Consider the following 22,323-nt stretch of genomic DNA (forward strand, 5'->3'; position numbering starts at 1 on the left):
TTTTTTTAAATTTAGTAATTATTTTTTTTGAAATCTTTCAGTTAAGTTGCTTCAAAAAAATCTATAATTTACTAAAAATCAGCTTTTCCTAGCAAAATAATTACTCATAATTGTTACAAAACTTATAATTGTTGCAGTACTTACAGGCATAATAATCGCAGCGACCAAGGGCGATAAATTGTTTGATAATGCAAAGCTTAATCCCACAATATTATAAGTAATTGCCAAGCAATAACTCATTTTAATGGTTTTCATGGCATTTTTAGCAAAATTTAAAAAGTAAGGTAATTTAGTAAAAACCGATGCATCAATAATAGCGTCGCTGGCTGGTGTAAAAACGTTTACATTTTCAGAAATCGATATACCAATATCACTTTGAGCCAACGCACCGGCGTCGTTCAAGCCGTCGCCAATCATTAAAACATTATGGTTTGTAAGCTGTAAATTTTTAATAAAATTCAATTTATCATCAGGTTTTTGGTTAAAAATCAATCGGGTATTTTCAGGAACCAATCGTTCCAGCATACGCTGTTCGCCATTGTTATCCCCCGAAAGCACGTATAAGTTGTAATTTCTGTTTTTCAGAGTATCAAACAATTCCTTAATACCATCGCGGTATTCGTTTTCGAACACATAAAAACCTTTGACTTTATTATTTATACTGATATAAACTTTGGTTTGATTGATTTCTGAAGCATCGGTCGCTCCTACCCAACTTGCCGAACCAATTTTTAAAGTTTGATTCTTAAACGATCCTTGGATACCTTTTCCGGCAACTTCCTGATAACGCATCGGTTTTTCGATAGATGTTTCGGGCAAAATCAGATACAATCGTCGGCTTAACGGATGGTTTGATCCACGCACGATATTTTTCACAGCTTTTAAATCATCTTTTGAAAGCGGATCGCCCACGTATTTAATCTGCTGATTGGTGTTTGATGTCAGCGTACCCGTTTTATCAAAAACAACCGTGTCAACCTTTGAAAGCTGTTCAATTACGGCGGTATTCTTCAAATAAAACTTTCGTTTACCCATTAATCTAATCACATTTCCCCAAGTATAAGGCGCGGTTAACGCCAATGCACACGGACATGCAACAATTAAAACGGCAGTTAAAATATTAAAAGCATCGTTAAAACTTGTAAAACTCCATGCAATAAATCCAACAATAGCAATGGTTAACAAAGCCGGCGTAAAAATATGGCTGGCTTTATCGGTAATAGTTTGTATTTTTTGAGAAACTTTTTTCTGAAAAACCTCGTTGCTCCACAACTGCGTCAGGTAACTTTGCGAAACCGTATTTATGGCCTCAACAGTCACGGCGTTACCTACCTGTTTTCCGCCTGCATAAATTTTATCACCCGATTTTTTCTCAACCGGAACAGCCTCTCCCGTCACAAAACTATAATCGATAAAAGCAGTATCAGATAGTAGAATGGCATCAACAGGAATTAATTCTTCATTGCGGATCAATAATTGATTTCCTTTTTCGATCTCATAAACCTGAATGGGAACTTCTTTCTGCTGATTTATTTTTGTTACTGCAATTGGGAAATACGATTTATAATCTCGTTCAAACGATAAAAAATTATAGGTTGTCTGCTGGATTAATTTTCCCGAAAGCATAAAAAAGACCAATCCGCACATACTGTCTAAAAATCCGGCTCCGTCTTGAAAAAAGATATCGACCAAACTGCGTACAAACATGACGATTATTCCCAACGCCATAGGAATATCAATATTATACGCCTTGGTTTTTATGCTGTGATACGCCGATTTATAGTAGGGTGTTGCCGAATAAAGAAAAACGGGCAATGCCAAAAGTATGTTGAAATATCTGAAAAAATCTCGGTATTGGTGCATCCAAACATCTTCCACATTAAAATATTCGGGAAATGAAAGCAACATAATGTTTCCAAAACCAAAAAACGCTACACCTATTTTATACAGCAAACTACGATCGATTAACTTTGGTTTTGCATCGTATTGTTCCAAGCTAATGTAAGGTTCGTAACCGATTGACGCCAAAAGTAACACCAAATTTTTTAATGAAATATTTTCACTGTTGTAGGTAATGCTCACTTTTTTTTGCGAAAACACAACCTGCGAATGAGTTACGGCAGCGTTTAAAGTGTTCAGATTTTCTAAAATCCATATACATGAACTGCAATGAATATGCGGAATGTACAAACGGACAATCTGCGTAGATCCTTCTTTAAAATCGAGCAGTTTGTCTGCAATATCTGCATTATCCAGATAATTATATTTGGAAGCAACATCTTTTGGTGCGGCTCCCGGATTTTTTTCAAAATCGTAATATGTGCCTAAACCGTTTTCCGAAAATAAATCGTAAACCGTTTGGCAGCCCTTGCAGCAGAAATCCTTATCGTTAAAAACAATCACCTCATTTTTAACAATATTATTTCCGCAATGATAACAATTCAACATTTCTTTTTGCTTTATACCTTGTACAAAATTCCGAAGCACGAGCGGTAAATAAAATGATAATTGTCATAATAATCGTATATTTGTAAAAACTAATTTAATGGGCAAGTGTGAGCAGTGCATCGTTAGAGAATTGAGTTCGTTAAAGGCTTTGTCTAAAGACGAATTGATTCATTTAGCGAAGTGTAAAGACAGTTTTCTTATAAAAAAGGGCGACGTTATTTTTAGCGAAGGCGATGTAATGAACGGCGTTTACTGCATTAAACAAGGCACATGCAAATTGGTTAAAATGAATTCTAGCGGAAAAGATACTATTCTGAAACTGATTACGAAAGGTGATTTGTTAGGACAAACATCGATCTTAACCGAAGGAAAAGCTACTTTAAGTGCAGTTGCAGTTGAAGACATGCAGGTTTGTTTTATTCCGAAAAATGAAGTCTTGGGTTTTATTGGCAACAACAAAAATTTTTCGTTTGAAGTTACAAAAGACGTTTGCCAAAACCTTAACTACGCAACCGATTTTGCCATAAATCACACTCATAAAACCGTAAAAGAACGTTTAGCTCTTGCTTTGCTCGATGTTTTAGATTCTGCCGGAACTGATGCCGAAGGTTTTTTAAGTCTGCAATTAAGCAGAGAGGAAATTGCAAGTATGGTTGGAACTGCCACAGAAAGTTGCATAAGACTGCTTGCTGAATTAAAAAAACTGGGAATTATAGATTTAAAAGCAAAAAGAATAAAAATTTTAAAGCTGAACGAATTAAAAAGTTTAGCACAATAATTTTATAAAGCCTTTTAAAGTAAATGCTAATTTGTGTATTTTCGCATTATGATGAATACAAACGATACAGCATTTTTAACCGATTTTTTAAAAACGCCCAAACAAATAACAATTGTTCCGCACCGCAACCCCGATGGTGATGCATTAGGTTCGTGTTTAGGCCTTTACCACGTTTTAATACAGCTTAACCATACCGTAAAAGTAATTTCACCTAACGAATTTCCCGAGTTTATTTCGTGGCTTCCTGCTTCTGAAGAAGTTTTGGTTTTCGAAAAAAACTTCGATGCCTGCAAAACTTTTTTACAAGGAAGTGATCTGGTTTTTACTTTAGATTTTAATGCGTTGCACCGTGCAGGCGATCAAATGGGATCGTATTTGGAGAAACTGCGCAAACCGTTTGTAATGATCGATCATCACCAAATGCCCGATGCGTATGCAAAAATCACAGTTTCCGATACTTCTTTTGGATCAACCTGCGAATTATTGTATCGTTTTCTGGAAGAATTAAACCTTACACAATATATCAATAAAGATGCGGCAACTTGTATTTACACGGGAATTGTAACCGATTCTGGTTCGTTCAAATTTGTAAAAACAACGGGCGATACACACCGCGTAGTTGCAGATTTGATTGATTTAGGTGTTGATAATCCAAAAGTTCACAATTCGCTTTTCAGCACGGCATCGTTCAATCAGTTGCAATTATTGGGCAGAGCGTTACAGCATTTAAAGGTAATGCCCGAAAAAAGCACGGCTTACACGTTTCTTTCTCAAGACGATTTAAACGAATTCGATTATCAAAAAGGAGATACCGAAGGAATTGTAAATTACGGATTATCATTAAAAGGAATTAATCTGGCAGCAATATTCATCGAAAATAAAGAAGAAGGAATGATTAAGATTTCTTTTAGATCTGAAGGCGATTTTGATGTAAATGAATTTGCTCGAAGTTATTTCAATGGTGGCGGACACATTAATGCAGCCGGCGGAAAATCGTTCGATACCTTGGAACAAACCGTTCTAAACTTTGAAACCATTTTAAACAATATTAACAAACAGTAATATGAAAAAAATAATTGCATGTTTTGCCTTAACCGGCTTATTGTTTGCATGTAAACAGCCCGAGCCTCGCAAACCGGTGAGTTACAGTTCAGGAACTTTTATAAAGGAATCTGTTCAGCGAAACAAAAATATTGTTCAAGACGAAGAAAAGCTGATCCAAAACGTCATTAAAAAAGATTCGGCTCATCATTATTATCAATCTACTTTAGGATTTTGGTACAAGTACGATGTTGCTGTAACAACTGATAGTTTGCTACCTAAAAAAGGTGATATCGTTAAACTGGATTTTGAAATTTACGACATCAACAGCAATTTAATTTATACAAAAGCCGAAACAACGCCAAAAGTTTATGCTGTAGACAAGCAGGAAATTATGGTTGGTTTGCGCCACGCCGTGAAATTAATGCACAAAGGCGAAACTGTTTCGTTTATATTTCCATCGCACATGGCATACGGCTATTTGGGCGATAAAGAAAAAATTGGAACCAACGTTCCGCTAATCTGTAAAGTAACCCTTAACGATATTAAACCAGAATAAAAAATGAAAAAACTATTATTTGTTTTTGCGTTAATTAGCACGCAGGCTTTTGCACAAACCAAGTTAGCCGACGGCATGTACGCAAATTTTGTTACCAAAAAAGGTACCATTACTACTCAATTATATTACAATGAAACGCCGTTAACCGTAGCAAATTTTGTTGCTTTGGCAGAAGGAACGCATCCGCAGGTTAAATCAGAATACAAAGGAAAACCTTTCTATAACGGATTGAAATTTCACCGCGTTATTGCCAATTTTATGATTCAGGGAGGCGATCCTAAAGGCGATGGCTCTGGAGAACCAGGTTACTTATTTGGAGATGAAATTGTTCCGACGTTAAAACATGATGGTCCTGGAGTTTTATCTATGGCAAATCGCGGACCGGCAACAAACGGATCGCAATTTTTTATTACACACGTTGCTACGCCTCATTTAGATGGTCGTCACACTGTTTTCGGAAAAGTAGTTACCGGTCTTGATATCGTTAACGCTATTGAACAAAACGATGTTATTGAAAAAGTAGAAATCGTTCGTGTAGGTAAAGATGCTAAAAAATTCAATGCTATAAAAACGTTTACTGAAACTTTAGAAAAAGCTAAAAAAGAAGAAGAACTTAAAAAGAAACAGGCAGAGAGTTTAAAAATCGAATCAAAAAAAATGTTCGATGATTATCTAACAAAAGCAACGGCATATCCATCAGGAATTAAAATGTATGTTGTTGAAAAAGGTGCAGGTATCAAACCAGCCGAAGGCGAAGACATTCATTTTGATTATGCAGGATATTTAGCAGACGGAACTTTGTTTGATACAGGTATTGAAGCTTTGGCAGAAAAACACGGAATTTTAAATCCGCAAAGAAAAAATGCAAACGCTTATAAACCATTAGATTACACTTTTGGAAACAAAGGCGGATTTATCGAAGGAATGACAGAAGGTTTATTACAATTGAACAAAGGCGATAAAGCATACATCTTTATTCCATCGAATTTAGGATATGGCGAACGCGCTATGGGACCAATTCCGGCAAATTCAAACCTAGTTTTTTACGTAGACATCAAACCTTAATTACTATAAAATGAAGAAAATTTTAGCATTAGCTGTATTAACGGCAACCTTATTTACAGCGTGTAAAAAAGAAGAAGAAAGCAATTTACCAGAAGGCTTATACGCCGAAATTACCACTAACAAAGGTACTATCACTGCTCAATTAGAGTATGAAAAAGCTCCGTTAACTGTAGCTAACTTTGTAAGTTTGGCAGAAGGTAAAAACCCGTTTGTAGAAGCAAAGTTTAAAGACAAGCCTTTTTATGATGGCTTGACTTTTCACCGCGTTATTGCAGATTTCATGATTCAGGGTGGTGACCCAACAGGAACAGGTGAAGGTGGACCAGGTTATGTTTTTGCCGATGAATTTCACCCAGATTTAAAACATGACAAACCGGGCGTTTTATCTATGGCAAATGCCGGACCAACAACTAACGGTTCGCAATTTTTCATTACACACGTTCCTACTCCACATTTAGACGGTATGCACAGTGTTTTTGGTCATGTTATTGAAGGACAAGAAATTGTAAACACTATTGCACAAGGCGATAAAATAGAAAATATAAAAATTATTCGTTCGGGCGATAAAGCAAAAGCTTTTGATGCTGCAAAAGTTTTCAAAGAAAAACAAGACGAAAACCAGAAGAAAGAACAAGAAGCAAACAAAGCTATTGAAAGTACTTTAAACGAAATGAAAACTACGTTTGCCGATGCTAAATCAAAAGCAACTACAACTGCAAGCGGTTTATCTTACTTTGTTTTTGAAAAAGGAAACGGTGGCAAACCAAAACAAGGCGATAAAATTAATGTAGCTTATGCTGGATATTTTGAAGATGCTCGTTTGTTTGATACAAGTTTAGAAAACGTTGCAGCGAAATACAACAAATTAGATGAACAACGTAAGGCAGCAAATCAATACATTCCAATTCCGTTTGAATATGGTCAGAAAACAGGTATGATTCCAGGTTTTATCGAAGGTATCGAACAATTGAATATCGGTGACAAAGCGTACATCTTTATTCCATCGCATTTGGGTTATGGTGAACAAGGTTATCCTGGTGCTATCCCACCAAACACTAATTTAATTTTTGAATTGCATATTTCAAAATAATATAAAAAGAGGCTTTTGCCTCTTTTGCTTTTAAATTCCTAATCTATCCTTATAAATCAACAATGAACAAAAACTATTTAAAATCATCCTTTTTACTTTCGTTTTCTGTGTTAGGTCTGGCAGTTTCTGCTCAAAATAACTTTCAGCAAAACAAACAATCTATTTATAACGAAATCATCAACGAAGTTGAAAACAAAAGTCAGTTAGAACATTTGGCATTTGAACTTTTAGATGAAATTGGTCCGCGTTTGGTTGGATCTCCCGAAATGCAACAGGCTCATAGTTGGGTTGTTGACACATACAAAAAATGGAATATTTCGGCTGAAAATGTCGCGTACGGCGAATGGAAATCGTGGCAGCGAGGAACAACACAAATTGAAATGACGCATCCGAGAATTAAATCAATCGACGGAATGCAGCTTGCTTGGAATGCCAATACTAAAAAAGCAATTGAAGCAGAAGTTGTTGCAATGCCGATTTTTCAATCGAAAGCTGAATTTGAAACATGGACTAATTCGGTTAAAGGAAAAATCGTTTTAATATCTCAATATCAAAAATCAGGTCGACCAGAAAATCAGTGGAAAGAGCACGCAACCGAAGAAGATTTTACATCGTTCAAAAAAGAAAAAAGCGATGATTTATCAGCTTGGAACAACAGCATTAAAGCTACCGGAAAAACCACACGCGAAATTGTAGAATATTTAGAAACCAAAGGTGCTGTTGGTTTTGTACAATCGTTTTACACAGGAACAATGGGTAGTAACCGTATTTTTTACAGTTTTTCTAAAAACACACCAATGGTCGATGTTAGTTTAGAAGATTATGGTTTGCTTCATCGTTTGGCGATTAATGGAAAAGCTCCGAAATTAAAGATCAATACGCAATCTAAAAATTTAGGAACAGCTAAAACCTTTAATACGATTGCGACGATTCCCGGAAAAACTAAACCAAACGAATATGTTATGCTTTCGGCACATTTAGATTCTTGGGATGGTGCGCAAGGTGCTACCGATAACGGTACCGGAACAATTTTAATGATGGAAGTTGCCCGTTTAATTCAGAAATATGCTCCGAATAACGACCGAACCATTGTAATTGGTCATTGGGGAAGCGAAGAGCAAGGCTTAAACGGATCACGTGCATATATTATGGACAACCCAACCGAAGTTCAAAAAATCAAAGTGCTTTTTAATCAAGACAGCGGCACAGGTCGTATCAATTACATTGGCGGACAAGGATTTACGCAAGCTTACAATTATTTAGGCACTTGGTTACAAAATGTACCAGAAAACAATAGAAAACACATTAAAACCGATTATCCAGGAATGCCGCAAGGTGGTGGAACAGATAATGCATCATTCATTGCAGCGGGTGTTCCGGCTTTTAATTTAGGAACTCAAAACTGGGATTATGGGCAATACACATGGCACACAAACCGAGATACGTATGATAAAATTGTTTTTGAAGAATTAGAGCGAAACGTAATTACAACCACAATTCTAACTTTAGAAGCGGCAAACGATCAAAATGAAATTTCAAACGAAAAAAGAGTTATACCAACAAATACCGAATGGCCAACGGTAAAAGAGCCAAAACGAAATTCTAAAGATTATTAAAAAAAGCTGTTCAAATGAACAGCTTTTTTTGTTATTTACCGTTATTTTTAACCAATTAAATTACATATATTTGACAATTAACAAAATATTCATTTATGAAATTAAAACTACTTTTCGCATTGCTATTTGTAACCATAAGTAATGCACAAACACAAATTGGGCAGGATATATCCTTAAACGCAAATTATTTAGATGCGGTTGCACTGTCTGAAAATGGAAATGTACTAGCTGTAAGCAGTGGTTCTGTTACACATGTGTACTCTAAAGTTTCTGGAAATTGGACACAGTTAGGACAAGACATTCCGCAATACGGTTATAGAATTATGCTTTCCAATGATGGTTCTGTATTAGCTGTTACTAGTCATGGTCCTTTAGTTAAAGTTTACAAAAATGTTAATAGTAATTGGGTTCAAATAGGACAGGATATTCTAGATGGCGGTCATGACATAGCGCTCTCTGGTGATGGATCGATTATAGCAGTTGCACCTGAAACTATGCCTGGTATTAATATTTATAAAAACATTTCAGGTACGTGGACAAATATAGGGCAGATTAACTCTTTTGGATTTAGTATTTGCCTATCAGAAAATGGGGATACCATTGCCACTGCACCACATCCAGGTACAACAATAAATGTTTTTAAAAATGTGAATAATAAATGGATACCAGTTGGAAACACAATTAATGCAAATCCAAATGATGGCTCAACAGGATACAGAATGGATATGTCAAGTGACGGAAATACTATTGCTGTTACGACTGGTAGTAAACAACCACAAAATATTGGTTCTATAAATGTTTATAAATACGTTAATAACAATTGGTCACAATTAGGAAATCCAATAGTTAGTCAGGCACAAAATGAACGTTTTGGATCCAATGTAGCTATATCTGGTTCAGGAAATGTTGTTGTAGTGGGTTCTTATGAAAATGGTAATACTGGTAATGGAAGAGTAGATATTTTTGAATATCTTCAAGGTAATTGGGTGAAAAAGGGAGATGTAATTGACAAAAACGGTAACAATATCGATTGGGCAATTGCACTTTCAAGAGACGGTAGCAGTTTAGCTCTAAGAAGCAATGGAAAAATTGGTCCGAAACCGGCTGGTAGTAATGAAGGTAAAGGTCCTTCTTCTGGAGCACGAGTTTATGATATTTCAGGCATTTTATCATCTGATATCTTTGTATTAGACAACTTCAATATTTACCCTAACCCTACTACCGATATTTTAAATATTGAATTGAAAGAAAACTTAACTTTAGAAAAAGTGTTGATCTACAATACAAGTGGTCAATTGGTAAAAGAAACTTCTAACAAAACAATTAATGTAAGTGGTTTTGCAAAAGGTATTTACAATGTTCAGGTTTTAACAAATCAAGGTAAAGCTACTAAAAAGGTAATTGTTAAGTAATCAACAATTAGTATATAACAAAAAAACACGCTTAAACAAGCGTGTTTTTTAATGCTTTATTGTAAATAGCTTCATATAGCGGGACAATTCTATCTACACTAAAGTTTTTTGAATGGGTATACGCCTGCTCTTTAAATTCTTGCAGCGTATCATCATCCTTTAAAATTTCGATAGCGTGTTGAACCATTCCATTTATATCGCCGATGTTGTCCATAAAACCGGAAACACCTTGAACATTTACTTCTGGTAATCCGCCGGTGTTTGATGAAATCACAGGGACTTTATTTGCCATGGCTTCTAATGCTGCCAAACCAAAACTTTCGGTTTCAGACGGAAGCAAAAACAAATCGGAATATTTCAAAATACTGTCGATTTCTGATGAATTCCCAAAGAAAATCACCTTGTTTTCAATACCCAATTCTTTCACTAATTCTTCGGCCCCTAATCGTTCCGGACCATCGCCCACCATCATCAGTTTTGCAGGCATTTCTTTCTGAATTCCGTCAAAAACCTTCACAACATCCAAAATACGCTTTACTTTTCTAAAGTTACTTACGTGTGTAACAATCCGTTCACCATCTTCGGCAAACAAATTTCGTTTACATTGTACATGTGTAATATTTTTATCTTCGATAAAATTCGGAATAACGTGTATTTCTTTCGTGGTATCGAACAATTCATAGGTCGATTTTTTCAAATCTGCCGAAACCGACGTTACATAATCAGATTGGTTAATACTGAAACTTACTGCGGTTTTGTAAAACGGATGATTACCCACCAAAGTAATATCGGTACCGTGCAAAGTGGTTACCATAGGCAGCGAAATGCCTTGTTCTGCCAGCATTTGCTTTGCCATATAACCGGCAAACGCGTGTGGAATGGCGTAATGCACATGCAAAAGATCGATACCGTATTCTTTAACTGTATCTACAATTTTGCTTGACAAAGCCAACTCGTAAGGCTGATAGTGAAACAAAGGATATTCTGGCACCACAACTTCGTGGTAATGAATATTTTTATTTAAAAGTGCCAAACGAACTGGCTGACTGTAGGTTATAAAATGTACTTCGTGATTGCGTTTTGTTAATTCAATACCTAATTCTGTTGCTACTACTCCACTTCCTCCGAAGGTTGGATAGCAAACTATGGCTATTTTCATATTAAATGTGGAAAATTAATTATTTTAAAGCATCGTAAATTACCTGCTGTATATCTTCTCTTGTATTTGCTTTTGAAAGCTTGTTGTCATCGGCATTCGGGAAGGTTCTGTTCGATAGAAAAACGTAAATTAAATCGTTTTCCGGATCAGCCCAAGCCATTGTACCCGTAAATCCTGTGTGTCCAAAACTTTTTGATGAAGCGCAACCACACGTTGGTCCGCTTTTACCCAATTGTGGTTTATCAAAACCGGCTCCTCGCCTATTTCCTTCCTTGCAATAATAGCACGTATTAAAATCGTTTATGGTTTTTTGCGATATAATTTCTTCGCCGTTAAACTTACCGCCGTCTAAAAAAAGCTGCATCATTTTAGATACATCCAGAGCATTCCCGAACAATCCTGCATGACCAGCAACACCACCAAACATTGCAGCTCCCATATCGTGCACATAACCTTGAACGGTTGTGTAACGATAATAATTATCGATTTCAGTCGGAGCAATTTGTGATAAATCGAACTTTGTCTGCGGAAGATACGTTAAGGTTTTAGCTCCGATTTTCTCGTAAAAATATTCATTTACCAATTCATTTAAAGGCTTTTTGTAGGATCTTTCTACAATTTCGGACAATAAAATGAAATTTAAATCGCTGTATTTGTATTCTTTCTTTCCTAATTTTGATTCTGCAATGGTTTCAATGATATTCTTTTTGTAATCTGATTTTAAAAACAGATTATCGTTTATCTGCAAATTAAAATCCTTTGAAAATGTTGGCTGATACAAATCGGCTTTCGGTTTTCCGTTACCGTCTAACGTTTCTTTGTAAAACGGAATCCAAGCTACTAAACCTGAATTATGCGTCAACAGTTCTTTAACGGTTATGTTTGCTTTGTCGGTCTTTTTGAATTCAGGCAGTAAATCGCCTAATTTCTGATCGAAACGCAACTTTCCATCATCGTACATTTTCATAACCATTGGCAACGTTCCCAACATTTTAGAAAGCGATGCCAGATCGTAAATTGTTTGATTGGTAACATCAACATTGTCATTATACGTCATTTTTCCAAACGATTTATTATAGACAATCTTACCATTTCTCGCTACTAAAACCTGTGCGCCCGGTGTGTATTTATTTTTAATTGCTGTGTTTACCAGCACATCAATTTCTTTCAACTTGGTTTCATTAAATCCTTCTTCACTAGCACGACCATAACGGATGTTTTTATTCGCTTTTAAATCGATACCATCGCCTTCTTTGAAAAATTTACCGATAGAAACCGGAAGTTTCCCTGTTGCAGGCTGCATTCCGAAAAGAACATCGGTAACTTTTCTGTGCGCAATAATGTTATTCTGATATCCCAAAACAATCGCTTCAAATTTCGAAAAATCTTTAACAGCACTTAACGCGTAAGGTTTTACAAACGATACAAAAATCGTTTTATTAGTATTTGCAATGCTATCAAGAAGTGAAACCTCATTCCCTGTCATATCGTGCTTTTTCCAAACTCCGTCTGCTTTATGATAACCTACAATTACCAAATCGAATGCTTTTAAATCTTCCAAATGATCTTCGATCTGATAATGATTAAAAACCGTAACCGGCTGGTTTGCCTGCAGCGCATCAATAAAAGTATCATTTACATCGTCGCCCAATTTTACATAAGCAATATTCTGCTGTTTGGTGCTGTTAAAAGGCAACGTGTTCTTATTGTTTTTTACAACGGTAACAATGTTTTCATACAGTTTATAGCTTAAATCGGTGTATTCCGGTTTGTTCAAATCCTGATACAGATTTTTGGTATCAATTGGTTTGTAATTGTTTAAACCAGCTTTGTATTTGTAAAGTAAAATCTTTTTAACCGAATGTGCCAAACGATCCTCGGTAAACTCGCCTTTAGCAAACGAATCATTAAATTTCTGTATTGCCAACGGAACATTTTCTGCAAAAAGCAACACATCATTTCCTGCCAAAAATGCCGCCAGATCCACTTCTCCTGGTGATTTAAAATTCGCTACCCCTTTCATATTTAAGGCATCGGTAAAGATCAATCCTTTAAAATTTAAATCGTCTTTTAAAAGATTGGTGATGGTATTGTATGATAATGATGTTGGAACATCTTTTTTAGGCTCTAGCGCAGGAACCGACAAATGTGCCACCATTACTGATGCCAAGCCTTCTTTTATCAGTTTTTTGTAAGGATATAGTTCGATATTATCTAATCTTTTTTTATCGAAATCGATGTTTGGAAGTGCGTGATGCGAATCGGTTGCAGTATCGCCATGCCCAGGAAAATGTTTTGCTGTTGCAAACACTTGATTTTCCTGCATTCCGCGCATCAATGCCACTGCTTTATCGGCAACATTTTCTTTAGATTCCCCAAAAGATCTGTTTCCGATGATAGGATTTAGTGGATTAATATTAACATCTACAACGGGTGCAAACATAAAATGAATACCCATACGTTTAGATTGTGCCGCCATCTGTGTGCCCATTTGTTGGATCAAATCGTTTTTCTGAACCGCGCCCAACGTCATATTCCACGGATAAACATAGGTAGAATCTAACCTCATACCTAATCCCCATTCTGCATCAATTCCAACAAACAATGGTAATTTTGATGCTTGCTGTAATCTATTGGTCATATTTGCCTGACGCCCCGGACCACCTTGAAAGAAAATGACACCTCCGATATTTTTAGATTTCACCAAATCTAAAAGCTCTTGAATATGTTTTTCATCGCGGTTGGAATAAGCTGCCACCATGAAAAGTTGTCCCACTTTTTCATCGAACGACATTTGATTGTAAACACTATCGACCCACTTTTGTGCGGGCTGAAATTTTTGTTTGGGTTGTGCAAATATTGTTAAGGGAATATATAAAAACGCTAACCAGATTTTTTTCATAACTGTTAAAAATAAAACATCCTCAAAAATAAACTTTTGAAGATGAAATTAATAATATAAATTCGGAATTTTCCGTTAAAAAACTTTACGATACATTTACAAGAAAAATGACAAACGATTTCCAACAGATACAGCTACAACTTTCACAGTTAACCAATAAAAAAATCACCGATTTTGTTACAGATGATGAATGTTTGGAATATTTGGGATGCAGTTTTAAATTGGATGACCTAAAAATAAAATTTCGGCAAGCAAAGGTCACTCCGAAAAAAGTTGGTTTGTTTGTAACTCTTTGGAAACGAAACATTGAAAATAAAACCGAACCTTTCAATGTAAACGATCGGTTTGATTTTTATATTATCGCCGCAAAACAAGAAGATTATTTCGGTTTTTTCGTTTTTTCGAAAAATATTTTAAGTGAGAAAAACATACTGACAAGCAGTAAAAAAGAAGGAAAAAGAGGTTTTAGAGTTTATCCAGATTGGACAGAAACTACAAACAATCAAGCAGCAAAAACCAAAGCATGGCAGACTAATTATTTTATCAATTGTAGCGAAAACGACCATGTATTAATTGAAAGAGCAACTATTTTGTTGAATAAATCATAAAAAACACTAACTTTGTACAACAAAAAATAAGCAGTAAAATGTAAAAAACAATTTCTTTCAGACTTTTCAAAAGCGGTAAACCACAAAATGGTGTGCTGTATTGTTACATCTTTAACGAAAGAAATCATGCTTATTATTCAAAACTTATCCTATACACATCCAAACAAAGATTTACTTTTCGGCAATATAAATCTTACAGTAAATTCAGGCGAAAAAATCGCACTAATCGGCAACAACGGTTCCGGAAAATCAACTTTGCTAAAAATCATGGCAGGTTTGCTGCAACCCTTAAACGGCTCTGTTAATATCAATTCAAAACCTTATTATATTCCACAGATTTTTGGTCAATATAATGATTTTACTATTGCAGAAGCTTTAGGAATCGATAAAAAATTGACTGCATTACATGAAATTTTAAAGGGAAATATTTCAGAAGAAAACTACGAAACACTCAACGATGATTGGACTATTGAAGACCGTTGCAACGAAGTATTGAAGCACTGGCAGCTAAATGATCTGGATTTATCGCAAAAAATGGAAACGTTGAGCGGTGGGCAAAAAACAAAGGTGTTTTTAGCTGGAATTTCGATTCATAAACCCGAATTGATCTTATTGGATGAACCCAGCAATCATTTAGATTTTGAAAGTCGGGAACTTTTGTATGATTTTATCAGATCGACCAAAAGCACCCTGATTGTCGTAAGTCACGACAGAAAACTATTGAATATTCTGAACAAAGTTTGTGAATTAACCAAAAACGGAGTTACTGTTTACGGAGGAAATTTCGATTTTTATAGCGAACAGAAACAGATCGAACAAAATGCGCTTGCCCAAGATATTCACAGCAAAGAAAAAGCACTGAAGAAAGCTCGTGAAATAGAACGCGAAACCATTGAACGACAGCAAAAATTAGACAGCAGAGGAAAAGGCAAGCAGGAAAAATCGGGTGTTGCCAAAATAATGATGAATACGTTGCGGAATAATGCAGAAAACAGTACGGCGAAACTAAAAAGCGTTCACACAGAAAAAATAGGAAACATTAGAGAGGAACTACAGGATTTGCGATCTTCAGTTGTAGCAACCGAACAAATGAAATTCGGTTTTAACAGTTCTTTACTTCACAAAGGAAAAGTGCTTTTTACCGCAGAAAACATAAATTTCAAATACGCAAACAGTGATTTTATTTGGAAGAATAATTTAAATCTGCAGATTTTAAGTGGATCGCGTATTGCTGTTAAAGGTTCTAACGGATCCGGAAAAACTACTTTTATAAAAATCCTTTTAGGAAATCTGGAACCACAACACGGAACTGTTTTTCGTAAAGAAAGTAAATCGGTTTACATTGATCAAGATTATTCTTTAATAAGGAATCATTTAAAAGTGTATGAACAAGCGCAACAGTTTAATACGTTCAATTTGGAGGAACATGAAGTAAAAATCAGACTGAATCGTTTTCTTTTTCCTCAAAACACATGGGACAAACCTTGCAGCGCATTAAGCGGAGGCGAACGTATGCGGTTAATGTTATGCTGTTTGAGTATTGGAAGTGAATCGCCGGATATCATTATTTTAGACGAACCAACCAACAATCTGGATATTCAAAACATAGAAATACTTACAAACGCAATCAACGATTATCAAGGCACTTTACTAGTAATTTCGCACGATGAAACTTTTTTAGATCAAATCAATATTAATCAAACAATAAACTTGTAAAATGTTATTCAACAAAAAATCCTCTTTAAAAATATAAAGAGGATTCTTTTTATAATTGAAATTCTTATTAAAAAAAGCGACTATGCCAGCTTTCGCCTGCAGGAACTTCCCAAAATTCTTCGAACTCTTCAATAGTATTTACCAAATTATTAAAGACAATGGTATTTGCGTTTACAGCTTTTTCTTTCGCCATTTTCTTGAAATCGATTAACGATTTATGTGCAATAAACTCTCCTGTTTTATAGGTTACATTCATTTTATCTAATAGATCAATTCCGAATTTTTGTTCTAAATCTTGAATGATTCTCACAGAAGCATCAATAGAACAACCAGACGCTGCATGATATTCATGATCTACTGCCAAAATAATAAAACGGCTGTATTTTATTTGATAAGATGCTTTTAATGGTGTGCTGTGCGCTGTCCAATTTTCAACAAAATCGGTTAACAGTTCGTTTGCAGTTGCAACTTCTTCATCGGTCATTTTTCTGTTTGCCTGATAAATCCAGATTTTAGCTGATTTCGGCATTTCTTCAAAAGGTACAAACATACTATAAGTCTTGTGCGTTAGCAATTAATTCGGCAATATCTAACACCTGAATTTCGTTTTCTTTATGGCTAAACTTTACCCCATCGGTTAACATTGTATTGCAATAAGGGCAGCCCGTTGCTATAATATTTGGGTTGGTTTCCATGGCGTCTTTGGTGCGCAACACATTAATATCCATATCGCCTTTTTCAGGTTCTTTAAACATTTGTGCACCACCGGCACCACAGCACAAAGCGGTACTTTTATGGCGTTTCATTTCTACAATGGTGGCAGTTGTTTTTTGCAACACTTCGCGCGGGGCATTATAAATTTTATTGGCGCGACCTAAATAACAAGGATCATGAAAAGTAATGCGTTTGCCTTTATAAGTATTTTCGCTAAATTTTAATTTTCCTTCGTTTATTAATTCATTTATAAACTGTGTGTGGTGTATTACTTCGTAATTGCCACCTAAACCCGGATATTCGTTTTTTAAGCAATTAAACGAATGTGGATCGCAGGTTACTATTTTTTTAATTTCGTAAGCATTTAGAATTTCAATATTCATCATAGCCTGCATTTGAAACAAAAATTCGTTTCCGGCACGTTTTGCTACATCGCCGGTGGCACTTTCTTCTGTTCCTAAAACAGCAAAATCAACTTGGGCGGCATTTAAAATTTTAACAAATGCACGCGTTATTTTTTTTGCTCTATCATCATAACTTCCGGCCGAACCTACCCAGAACAATATTTCGGGCTGTTTGCCTTGCGCCATCATTTCGGCCATTGTAGGTACTACTAAACTTTCTGACATTTTCTCTTTATTTTTAGTTGATGATATGGATAGGTTAATTTTCGTCTTTCCAATTTAAACGATCCATCTGACTGTACTGCCAAGGTGCCCCATTGTTTTCAATGTTGGTCATCATGGTGTTTAATTCCATTGGTGCAGCACTTTGTTCCATAACCAAAAAACGACGCATATCCATAATGATAGATAACGGACTGATGTCTATTGGACAAGCTTCAACACAGGCATTACAGGTGGTACAAGCCCACAATTCTTCGGGTGTAATATAATCATTCAACAATGTTTTACCATCGTCTACAAAAGTTCCTTTATTGGTATCGATATTTTTACCAACTTCTTCTAAACGATCACGCGTTTTCATCATTATTAAACGTGGCGATAGTTTTTTACCGGTTAAATTTGCCGGACACGATGATGTACAACGACCACATTCGGTACACGAATAGGCATTTAACAACTGAACCCAGTTTAGATCCTGAACATCTTGCGCACCGAATTTTGCTGGTGTTGCATTTTCATCAGGAGCGGGTGCTGCAAACGGATCGGCATTAGGATCCATCATTAATTTTACTTCATTGGTAACTGCCTGTAAATTATCAAATTTACCAAGCGGTTCTATATGTGCAAAATACGTATTCGGGAATGCCAAAATAATGTGCAAGTGTTTAGAATAGTACAGATAATTAAGGAAAGACAACACCATAATAAAGTGTCCCCACCAACCTACACGCTCTAAAACATGCAAAGTACCTTCGCTAAAAGATCCAAAAACTGCCGGACCAATGAATTGAGAAATGGTAAAATTAAAAGATCCCTGACCTGCGAAATGCGATTTACCCATGTTGTACAAAACCTCATCGGTTCCGTTCATGGTAAAAATGCATAATACCAGAATAATTTCCATCATTAAAATTAAATTGGCATCTTTTTTAGGCCATCCCATTAATTCTTTCATGTTTAAACGTGGAAGTTTTAACAGGTTTCTTCGTGATAAAAAGATAATTGTTGCGGTTAATGCTGCAACCGATAATATTTCGATTAAACTAATCATGAAGGTATAAAAACCGCCAAGAGCTTCTTTAAAAATACGGTGTGTTCCAAAAATTCCGTCGATAAAAATCTCAATCAGTTCAATCTGGGTAATCATAAAGGCTGCATAAATGGCAAAATGCAAAAGTGCCGGAATGGGTCTGGCAAACATTTTCTTTTGTCCAAAAGCAACCAAAAGCATGTTTTTCCAACGATCTGCAGAACGGTCGGTTCTGTCTACAGACTGACCCAGCTTTATGTTTCGGTAGATTTTCTTTGCATTTACTGCAAAAAAACCAAAGCCTGCAACGGTTAAAGCTATAAATAAAATACTGCTTAAAATGTGCATTATTGTAATGTATTAATTATTGTTTTTGTTGTATTTAGTTTTTGTATGATTATTGTTTTACTGGTTCTGCATAAGGCTGTGCTTTTTTACCGAAAACCGAAATATTTATGTAACGGCGTGGGTTTAGTTTAACGTCTTCTAACAAATTGTTTAATTCTTTTGTTGCTGATTCTAAGTTATTGTACAGCTGCTCTTCTTTCATTAACTTACCTATGTTTCCTTTGCCGCTGTTTGCATCGCTCATCATTTTATCAAGGCTTGATGCTGCACTATCGAATTTATTTAAGATATCCTGTAATTTCTGTAATTGAATCTTATCTAAATCGTTAGAAAAAGCCGAAAGGTTTTTAGATGTGGTGTTGAAATCTGAAACAATGTTGTTTATTTTAGATTCGTTGCTCGATACAATTCTATCAAACTTACCGGTAATAGCGTTTGCGTTTGTCATTGTAGCATTCAATTGTGCCAAAGCATCCTGAAGATTCTTTTGTGCAGCTGGATCTAACGTTTTGTTGATCGTTTGTACCAAAATGTTTACGTTGTAAAGAACAGAATCAAGCTTTTTTGCGATAGGATCTACTCTTTGACCTAAATCATCAATTAAACCTGCAAGTTGTCCAGACTGTAAATAATCGCCGCTTTTTGCCAAGGTAGGATCGTCATAATTAATTTGAAGTGCAATTTGTTTCCCTCCAATTAAATCGGGTGAATAAATTACGGCTTTAGATGAGATCGGAATATCAACTTTATCTGTCATAACTAATTCTACCAGCAGTTTGCCTTGCCCTTTTAACGAAATATGATGTACCTTACCTACTACCATTCCGTTTATTGTTACAGATGATGCGGTTGAAAGACCTTCTACATTTTCGTATTCCACAAAAAATGTTCTTGAACTGCTAAAGATGTTTTTACCGTTTAAAAAGGTATATCCCCAAATTAACATTCCTATAGATAATAACACTAGTACAGCGGTTTTTACCTCTTTTGATATAGCTATTTTCAATTTTCTTCTTTTTTTAGTTACTTGTTAATTGCTTCTTTAATGCTTACTTTTTTACCGTTTTTATAGGCAACCAAAAACGCAGAATTGTATCCTTTGTTTTTAGCGACTTCTAAAGCCTTACGAGCATGATCGTAATCGGTAGTTTCATTATAAAAATACTTAAACATATTGCCTTCTTTAGTCACAGAAATATTGTTTAAACCGTTGAAGTTACTTGGCGTTAAGGCAACATCTTTACTACTGGCAGAAATTTGAACTTTAAAAGAAACACCGGTTTTTGTAACTGTTGCAGGTTTAGATGCATCTACAGATGATGTTTGTGCAGGCTCTACTACTTTTTGTTTAACAGTATCAACTTTTTTAGGTTCTTCTTCTCTTACAGGAGTTTCTCTAGGTTTCTGGGTTGAAATATTTTCGCTTGCAGAATGATACTGCTTTTTATAATCGATGATTGCGTTGGCAATACCGCGAGCCAACTCGTTCTTACCTTCTTCGCTATTAAGGTATGCGCCTTCTTCACTGTTCGATAAAAATCCTAATTCAACCAAAACACTTGGCATGAATGCAGTGTATAAAACTACGAAAGGCGCCTGTTTAACCCCACGGTTTTTTCTTTCGGCATCGTTCGTAAAACGGGTTTGAACTTTTGATGCCAGTTCAATACTTTGCGTTACAAATTGTTCCTGTATTAAGGTCAATCCAATTAATGATTCAGGTTTGCTTGGATCGTATCCAGAATAAGATGTTTCATAATTATCCTCTAAAGTAATAACGGCATTCTCTTTTTTAGCAATTTCTAAATTCGATGCGTTTTTACTTGTACCCATTATAAAGGTTTCGGTTCCTGTAGCGCTTGGTGCGTTAGAAGCTGCGTTTGCGTGAATTGAAACAAAAATATCTGCTTTTTCACGATTGGCAATTTCGGTACGCTCTCTCAACTCTAAAAAAACATCAGATTTACGAGTATAGATAACACTTATTCCTTTATCTCTTTTCAACAAGTCGCCTACTTTTTCGGCAACATCTAAAACAATTTTCTTTTCTACATAATTTCCGCGCACAGCACCAAAATCTTTACCTCCGTGTCCGGGATCTAAAACCACTTTGAAATTCTGGGCATAAACCGTTGATCCAACACACATTAAAAAGGCACCGACAACAACTTTAAAGTTATCTATAAACATAGCATATTTATATTTTCGTTTCTTATTATAAAGTCTAAATTAAAAAATAACGGTTAAGATTTCTGAATAAAACAGAATCCCATTCCAATTTACAAAAATAGTATATAAAACTTGCATACAAAAGTAATATATCTCGTTTTTAACTCGATTTTACCTACAACACGTTATTAAGAATTAAAACTAATAACCTAATTCCCCCCTAACAACATATCTTTTATTAGTTTGAATTGCTTTTTTTATATTCTCTAATTGCTCTTGCAATTGCTTTCGCCATCTCGTTTTTACCTTCTTCGGAATTAAGATACTCGCCTTCGTCTTTATTAGAAATAAAACCCAATTCTACTAATATACTCGGCATAAGTGCACTGTGCAATACCCAAAACGGACCTTGCCTTACACCTCTGTCGTTTCGTAGAACATCGTCTTTAAATCGAACCTGAATTTTCGATGCCAGATCAATACTCTGCTTGATAAATTGTTCCTGCATCAAAGTCAATCCTATCAAAGATTCCGGACGGTTTGGATCGTATCCTTCATAATGTTTTTCATAATTATCTTCTAAAGTAATAACAGCATTCTCTCGTTTTGCGACATCTAAATTAGCTTCGTTTTTACTGATACCCATTATATAGGTTCTGCACCATAAGCAGCAGTGTTTTTGCCGCGTTTACGTGAATAGACACAAAAACATCGGCTTTTTCTCGGTTTGCTATTTTGGTACGTTCTTGAACTTCTATAAAAACATCTGTTTTGCGGGTAAAAATCACTTTAATATCTTTATCAAGCTTTAGTAGTTCGCCAACCTTTAAAGCAACATCTAAAACAATTTTCTTTTCTACATAATTTCCGCGCATGGCACCGGGATCTTTCCCTCCGTGACCGGGATCTAAAACTACTTTAAAATTTTGTGCATAAACCGTTGATCCAACACACATTAAAAAGGCAGCACAAGCAACTTTAACCTTATTTACAAACATGATTTATTTTATATTTTGGTTTCTTATTTAAAAGTCTAAAAGTA

The 22,323-nt window shown here is 35.4% G+C and carries 19 protein-coding genes; 9 read left to right on the forward strand and 10 right to left on the reverse strand.

The window, feature by feature from the left end; all coding sequences use genetic code 11:
- Nucleotides 1-78: 78 nt before the first annotated feature.
- Nucleotides 79-2,448 carry a heavy metal translocating P-type ATPase gene (locus F0460_RS13535; protein WP_150014137.1) on the reverse strand — a complete coding sequence of 790 codons (2,370 nt, stop codon included), beginning with the start codon at nt 2,446-2,448 and terminating at the stop codon, nt 79-81.
- 97 nt (nt 2,449-2,545) lie between these two features.
- Here F0460_RS13535 and F0460_RS13540 point away from each other — a divergent pair, with 97 nt between their 5' ends.
- The 7 genes from F0460_RS13540 to F0460_RS16325 all read left to right on the forward strand — a co-directional run bounded on the left by F0460_RS13540 (nt 2,546) and on the right by F0460_RS16325 (nt 10,009).
- On the forward strand, nt 2,546-3,226 hold the full coding sequence (locus F0460_RS13540; protein WP_150014139.1) for a Crp/Fnr family transcriptional regulator: 681 nt from the start codon (nt 2,546-2,548) through the stop codon (nt 3,224-3,226).
- Nucleotides 3,227-3,274: 48 nt separating this feature from the next.
- Nucleotides 3,275-4,288 (forward strand): DHH family phosphoesterase, encoded by a 1,014-nt coding sequence (locus F0460_RS13545; protein WP_150014245.1) that lies wholly within the window; start codon nt 3,275-3,277, stop codon nt 4,286-4,288.
- A gap of 1 nt (nt 4,289) precedes the next feature.
- Nucleotides 4,290-4,826, forward strand: a complete 537-nt coding sequence (gene gldI / locus F0460_RS13550; protein ID WP_091522984.1) for a gliding motility-associated peptidyl-prolyl isomerase GldI — start codon at nt 4,290-4,292, stop codon at nt 4,824-4,826.
- A gap of 3 nt (nt 4,827-4,829) precedes the next feature.
- Nucleotides 4,830-5,891 (forward strand): peptidylprolyl isomerase, encoded by a 1,062-nt coding sequence (locus F0460_RS13555; protein ID WP_150014141.1) that lies wholly within the window; start codon nt 4,830-4,832, stop codon nt 5,889-5,891.
- Between the two features lie 10 nt (nt 5,892-5,901).
- Nucleotides 5,902-6,981, forward strand: a complete 1,080-nt coding sequence (locus F0460_RS13560) for a peptidylprolyl isomerase (RefSeq protein ID WP_150014143.1) — start codon at nt 5,902-5,904, stop codon at nt 6,979-6,981.
- A gap of 62 nt (nt 6,982-7,043) precedes the next feature.
- A complete protein-coding gene (locus tag F0460_RS13565) occupies nt 7,044-8,597 on the forward strand; it encodes a M28 family peptidase (protein WP_150014145.1) in 1,554 nt (517 codons plus the stop codon).
- A 95-nt stretch (nt 8,598-8,692) separates the two neighbouring features.
- On the forward strand, nt 8,693-10,009 hold the full coding sequence (locus tag F0460_RS16325; protein WP_223810822.1) for a T9SS type A sorting domain-containing protein: 1,317 nt from the start codon (nt 8,693-8,695) through the stop codon (nt 10,007-10,009).
- Between the two features lie 31 nt (nt 10,010-10,040).
- Here the strand turns inward: F0460_RS16325 and bshA are convergent, their stop codons facing one another.
- Nucleotides 10,041-11,168 (reverse strand): N-acetyl-alpha-D-glucosaminyl L-malate synthase BshA, encoded by a 1,128-nt coding sequence (gene bshA / locus F0460_RS13575; RefSeq protein WP_150014147.1) that lies wholly within the window; start codon nt 11,166-11,168, stop codon nt 10,041-10,043.
- 19 nt (nt 11,169-11,187) lie between these two features.
- On the reverse strand, nt 11,188-14,070 hold the full coding sequence (locus F0460_RS13580) for a glycoside hydrolase family 3 N-terminal domain-containing protein (RefSeq protein ID WP_150014149.1): 2,883 nt from the start codon (nt 14,068-14,070) through the stop codon (nt 11,188-11,190).
- A 107-nt stretch (nt 14,071-14,177) separates the two neighbouring features.
- On the opposite strand from F0460_RS13580, the gene F0460_RS13585 reads away from it, so the two are divergent.
- The gene (locus F0460_RS13585) at nt 14,178-14,678 is read left to right on the forward strand and encodes a MepB family protein (RefSeq protein ID WP_150014151.1); all 501 of its coding nucleotides are present in this window, start codon (nt 14,178-14,180) and stop codon (nt 14,676-14,678) included.
- Nucleotides 14,679-14,804: 126 nt separating this feature from the next.
- Nucleotides 14,805-16,394, forward strand: a complete 1,590-nt coding sequence (locus tag F0460_RS13590; protein WP_150014153.1) for an ABC-F family ATP-binding cassette domain-containing protein — start codon at nt 14,805-14,807, stop codon at nt 16,392-16,394.
- A gap of 67 nt (nt 16,395-16,461) precedes the next feature.
- Here F0460_RS13590 and F0460_RS13595 read toward each other — a convergent pair whose 3' ends face one another.
- From F0460_RS13595 to F0460_RS13625, 7 genes are all read right to left on the reverse strand, one after another.
- Complete coding sequence (locus tag F0460_RS13595; RefSeq protein ID WP_150014155.1) at nt 16,462-16,944, reverse strand: ABC transporter ATPase; 483 nt, start codon at nt 16,942-16,944, stop codon at nt 16,462-16,464.
- Nucleotide 16,945: 1 nt separating this feature from the next.
- Nucleotides 16,946-17,737 (reverse strand): (Fe-S)-binding protein, encoded by a 792-nt coding sequence (locus F0460_RS13600; protein WP_150014157.1) that lies wholly within the window; start codon nt 17,735-17,737, stop codon nt 16,946-16,948.
- A gap of 34 nt (nt 17,738-17,771) precedes the next feature.
- The gene (locus tag F0460_RS13605; protein ID WP_150014159.1) at nt 17,772-19,112 is read right to left on the reverse strand and encodes a (Fe-S)-binding protein; all 1,341 of its coding nucleotides are present in this window, start codon (nt 19,110-19,112) and stop codon (nt 17,772-17,774) included.
- A 49-nt stretch (nt 19,113-19,161) separates the two neighbouring features.
- On the reverse strand, nt 19,162-20,118 hold the full coding sequence (locus tag F0460_RS13610) for an MlaD family protein (RefSeq protein ID WP_150014161.1): 957 nt from the start codon (nt 20,116-20,118) through the stop codon (nt 19,162-19,164).
- Nucleotides 20,119-20,135: 17 nt separating this feature from the next.
- A complete protein-coding gene (locus F0460_RS13615) occupies nt 20,136-21,302 on the reverse strand; it encodes an N-acetylmuramoyl-L-alanine amidase family protein (RefSeq protein ID WP_150014163.1) in 1,167 nt (388 codons plus the stop codon).
- Between the two features lie 217 nt (nt 21,303-21,519).
- Nucleotides 21,520-21,927 carry an N-acetylmuramoyl-L-alanine amidase family protein gene (locus tag F0460_RS13620; RefSeq protein WP_150014165.1) on the reverse strand — a complete coding sequence of 136 codons (408 nt, stop codon included), beginning with the start codon at nt 21,925-21,927 and terminating at the stop codon, nt 21,520-21,522.
- Nucleotides 21,914-22,279, reverse strand: coding sequence for an N-acetylmuramoyl-L-alanine amidase family protein (locus tag F0460_RS13625; protein ID WP_150014167.1), 366 nt, complete (start codon nt 22,277-22,279; stop codon nt 21,914-21,916). Before F0460_RS13625 ends, F0460_RS13620 begins: the two co-directional genes overlap by 14 nt.
- Between the last annotated feature and the right edge of the window lie 44 nt (nt 22,280-22,323).

Source organism: Paenimyroides baculatum, assembly GCF_008629655.1.
Taxonomy (GTDB): domain Bacteria; phylum Bacteroidota; class Bacteroidia; order Flavobacteriales; family Flavobacteriaceae; genus Flavobacterium; species Flavobacterium baculatum.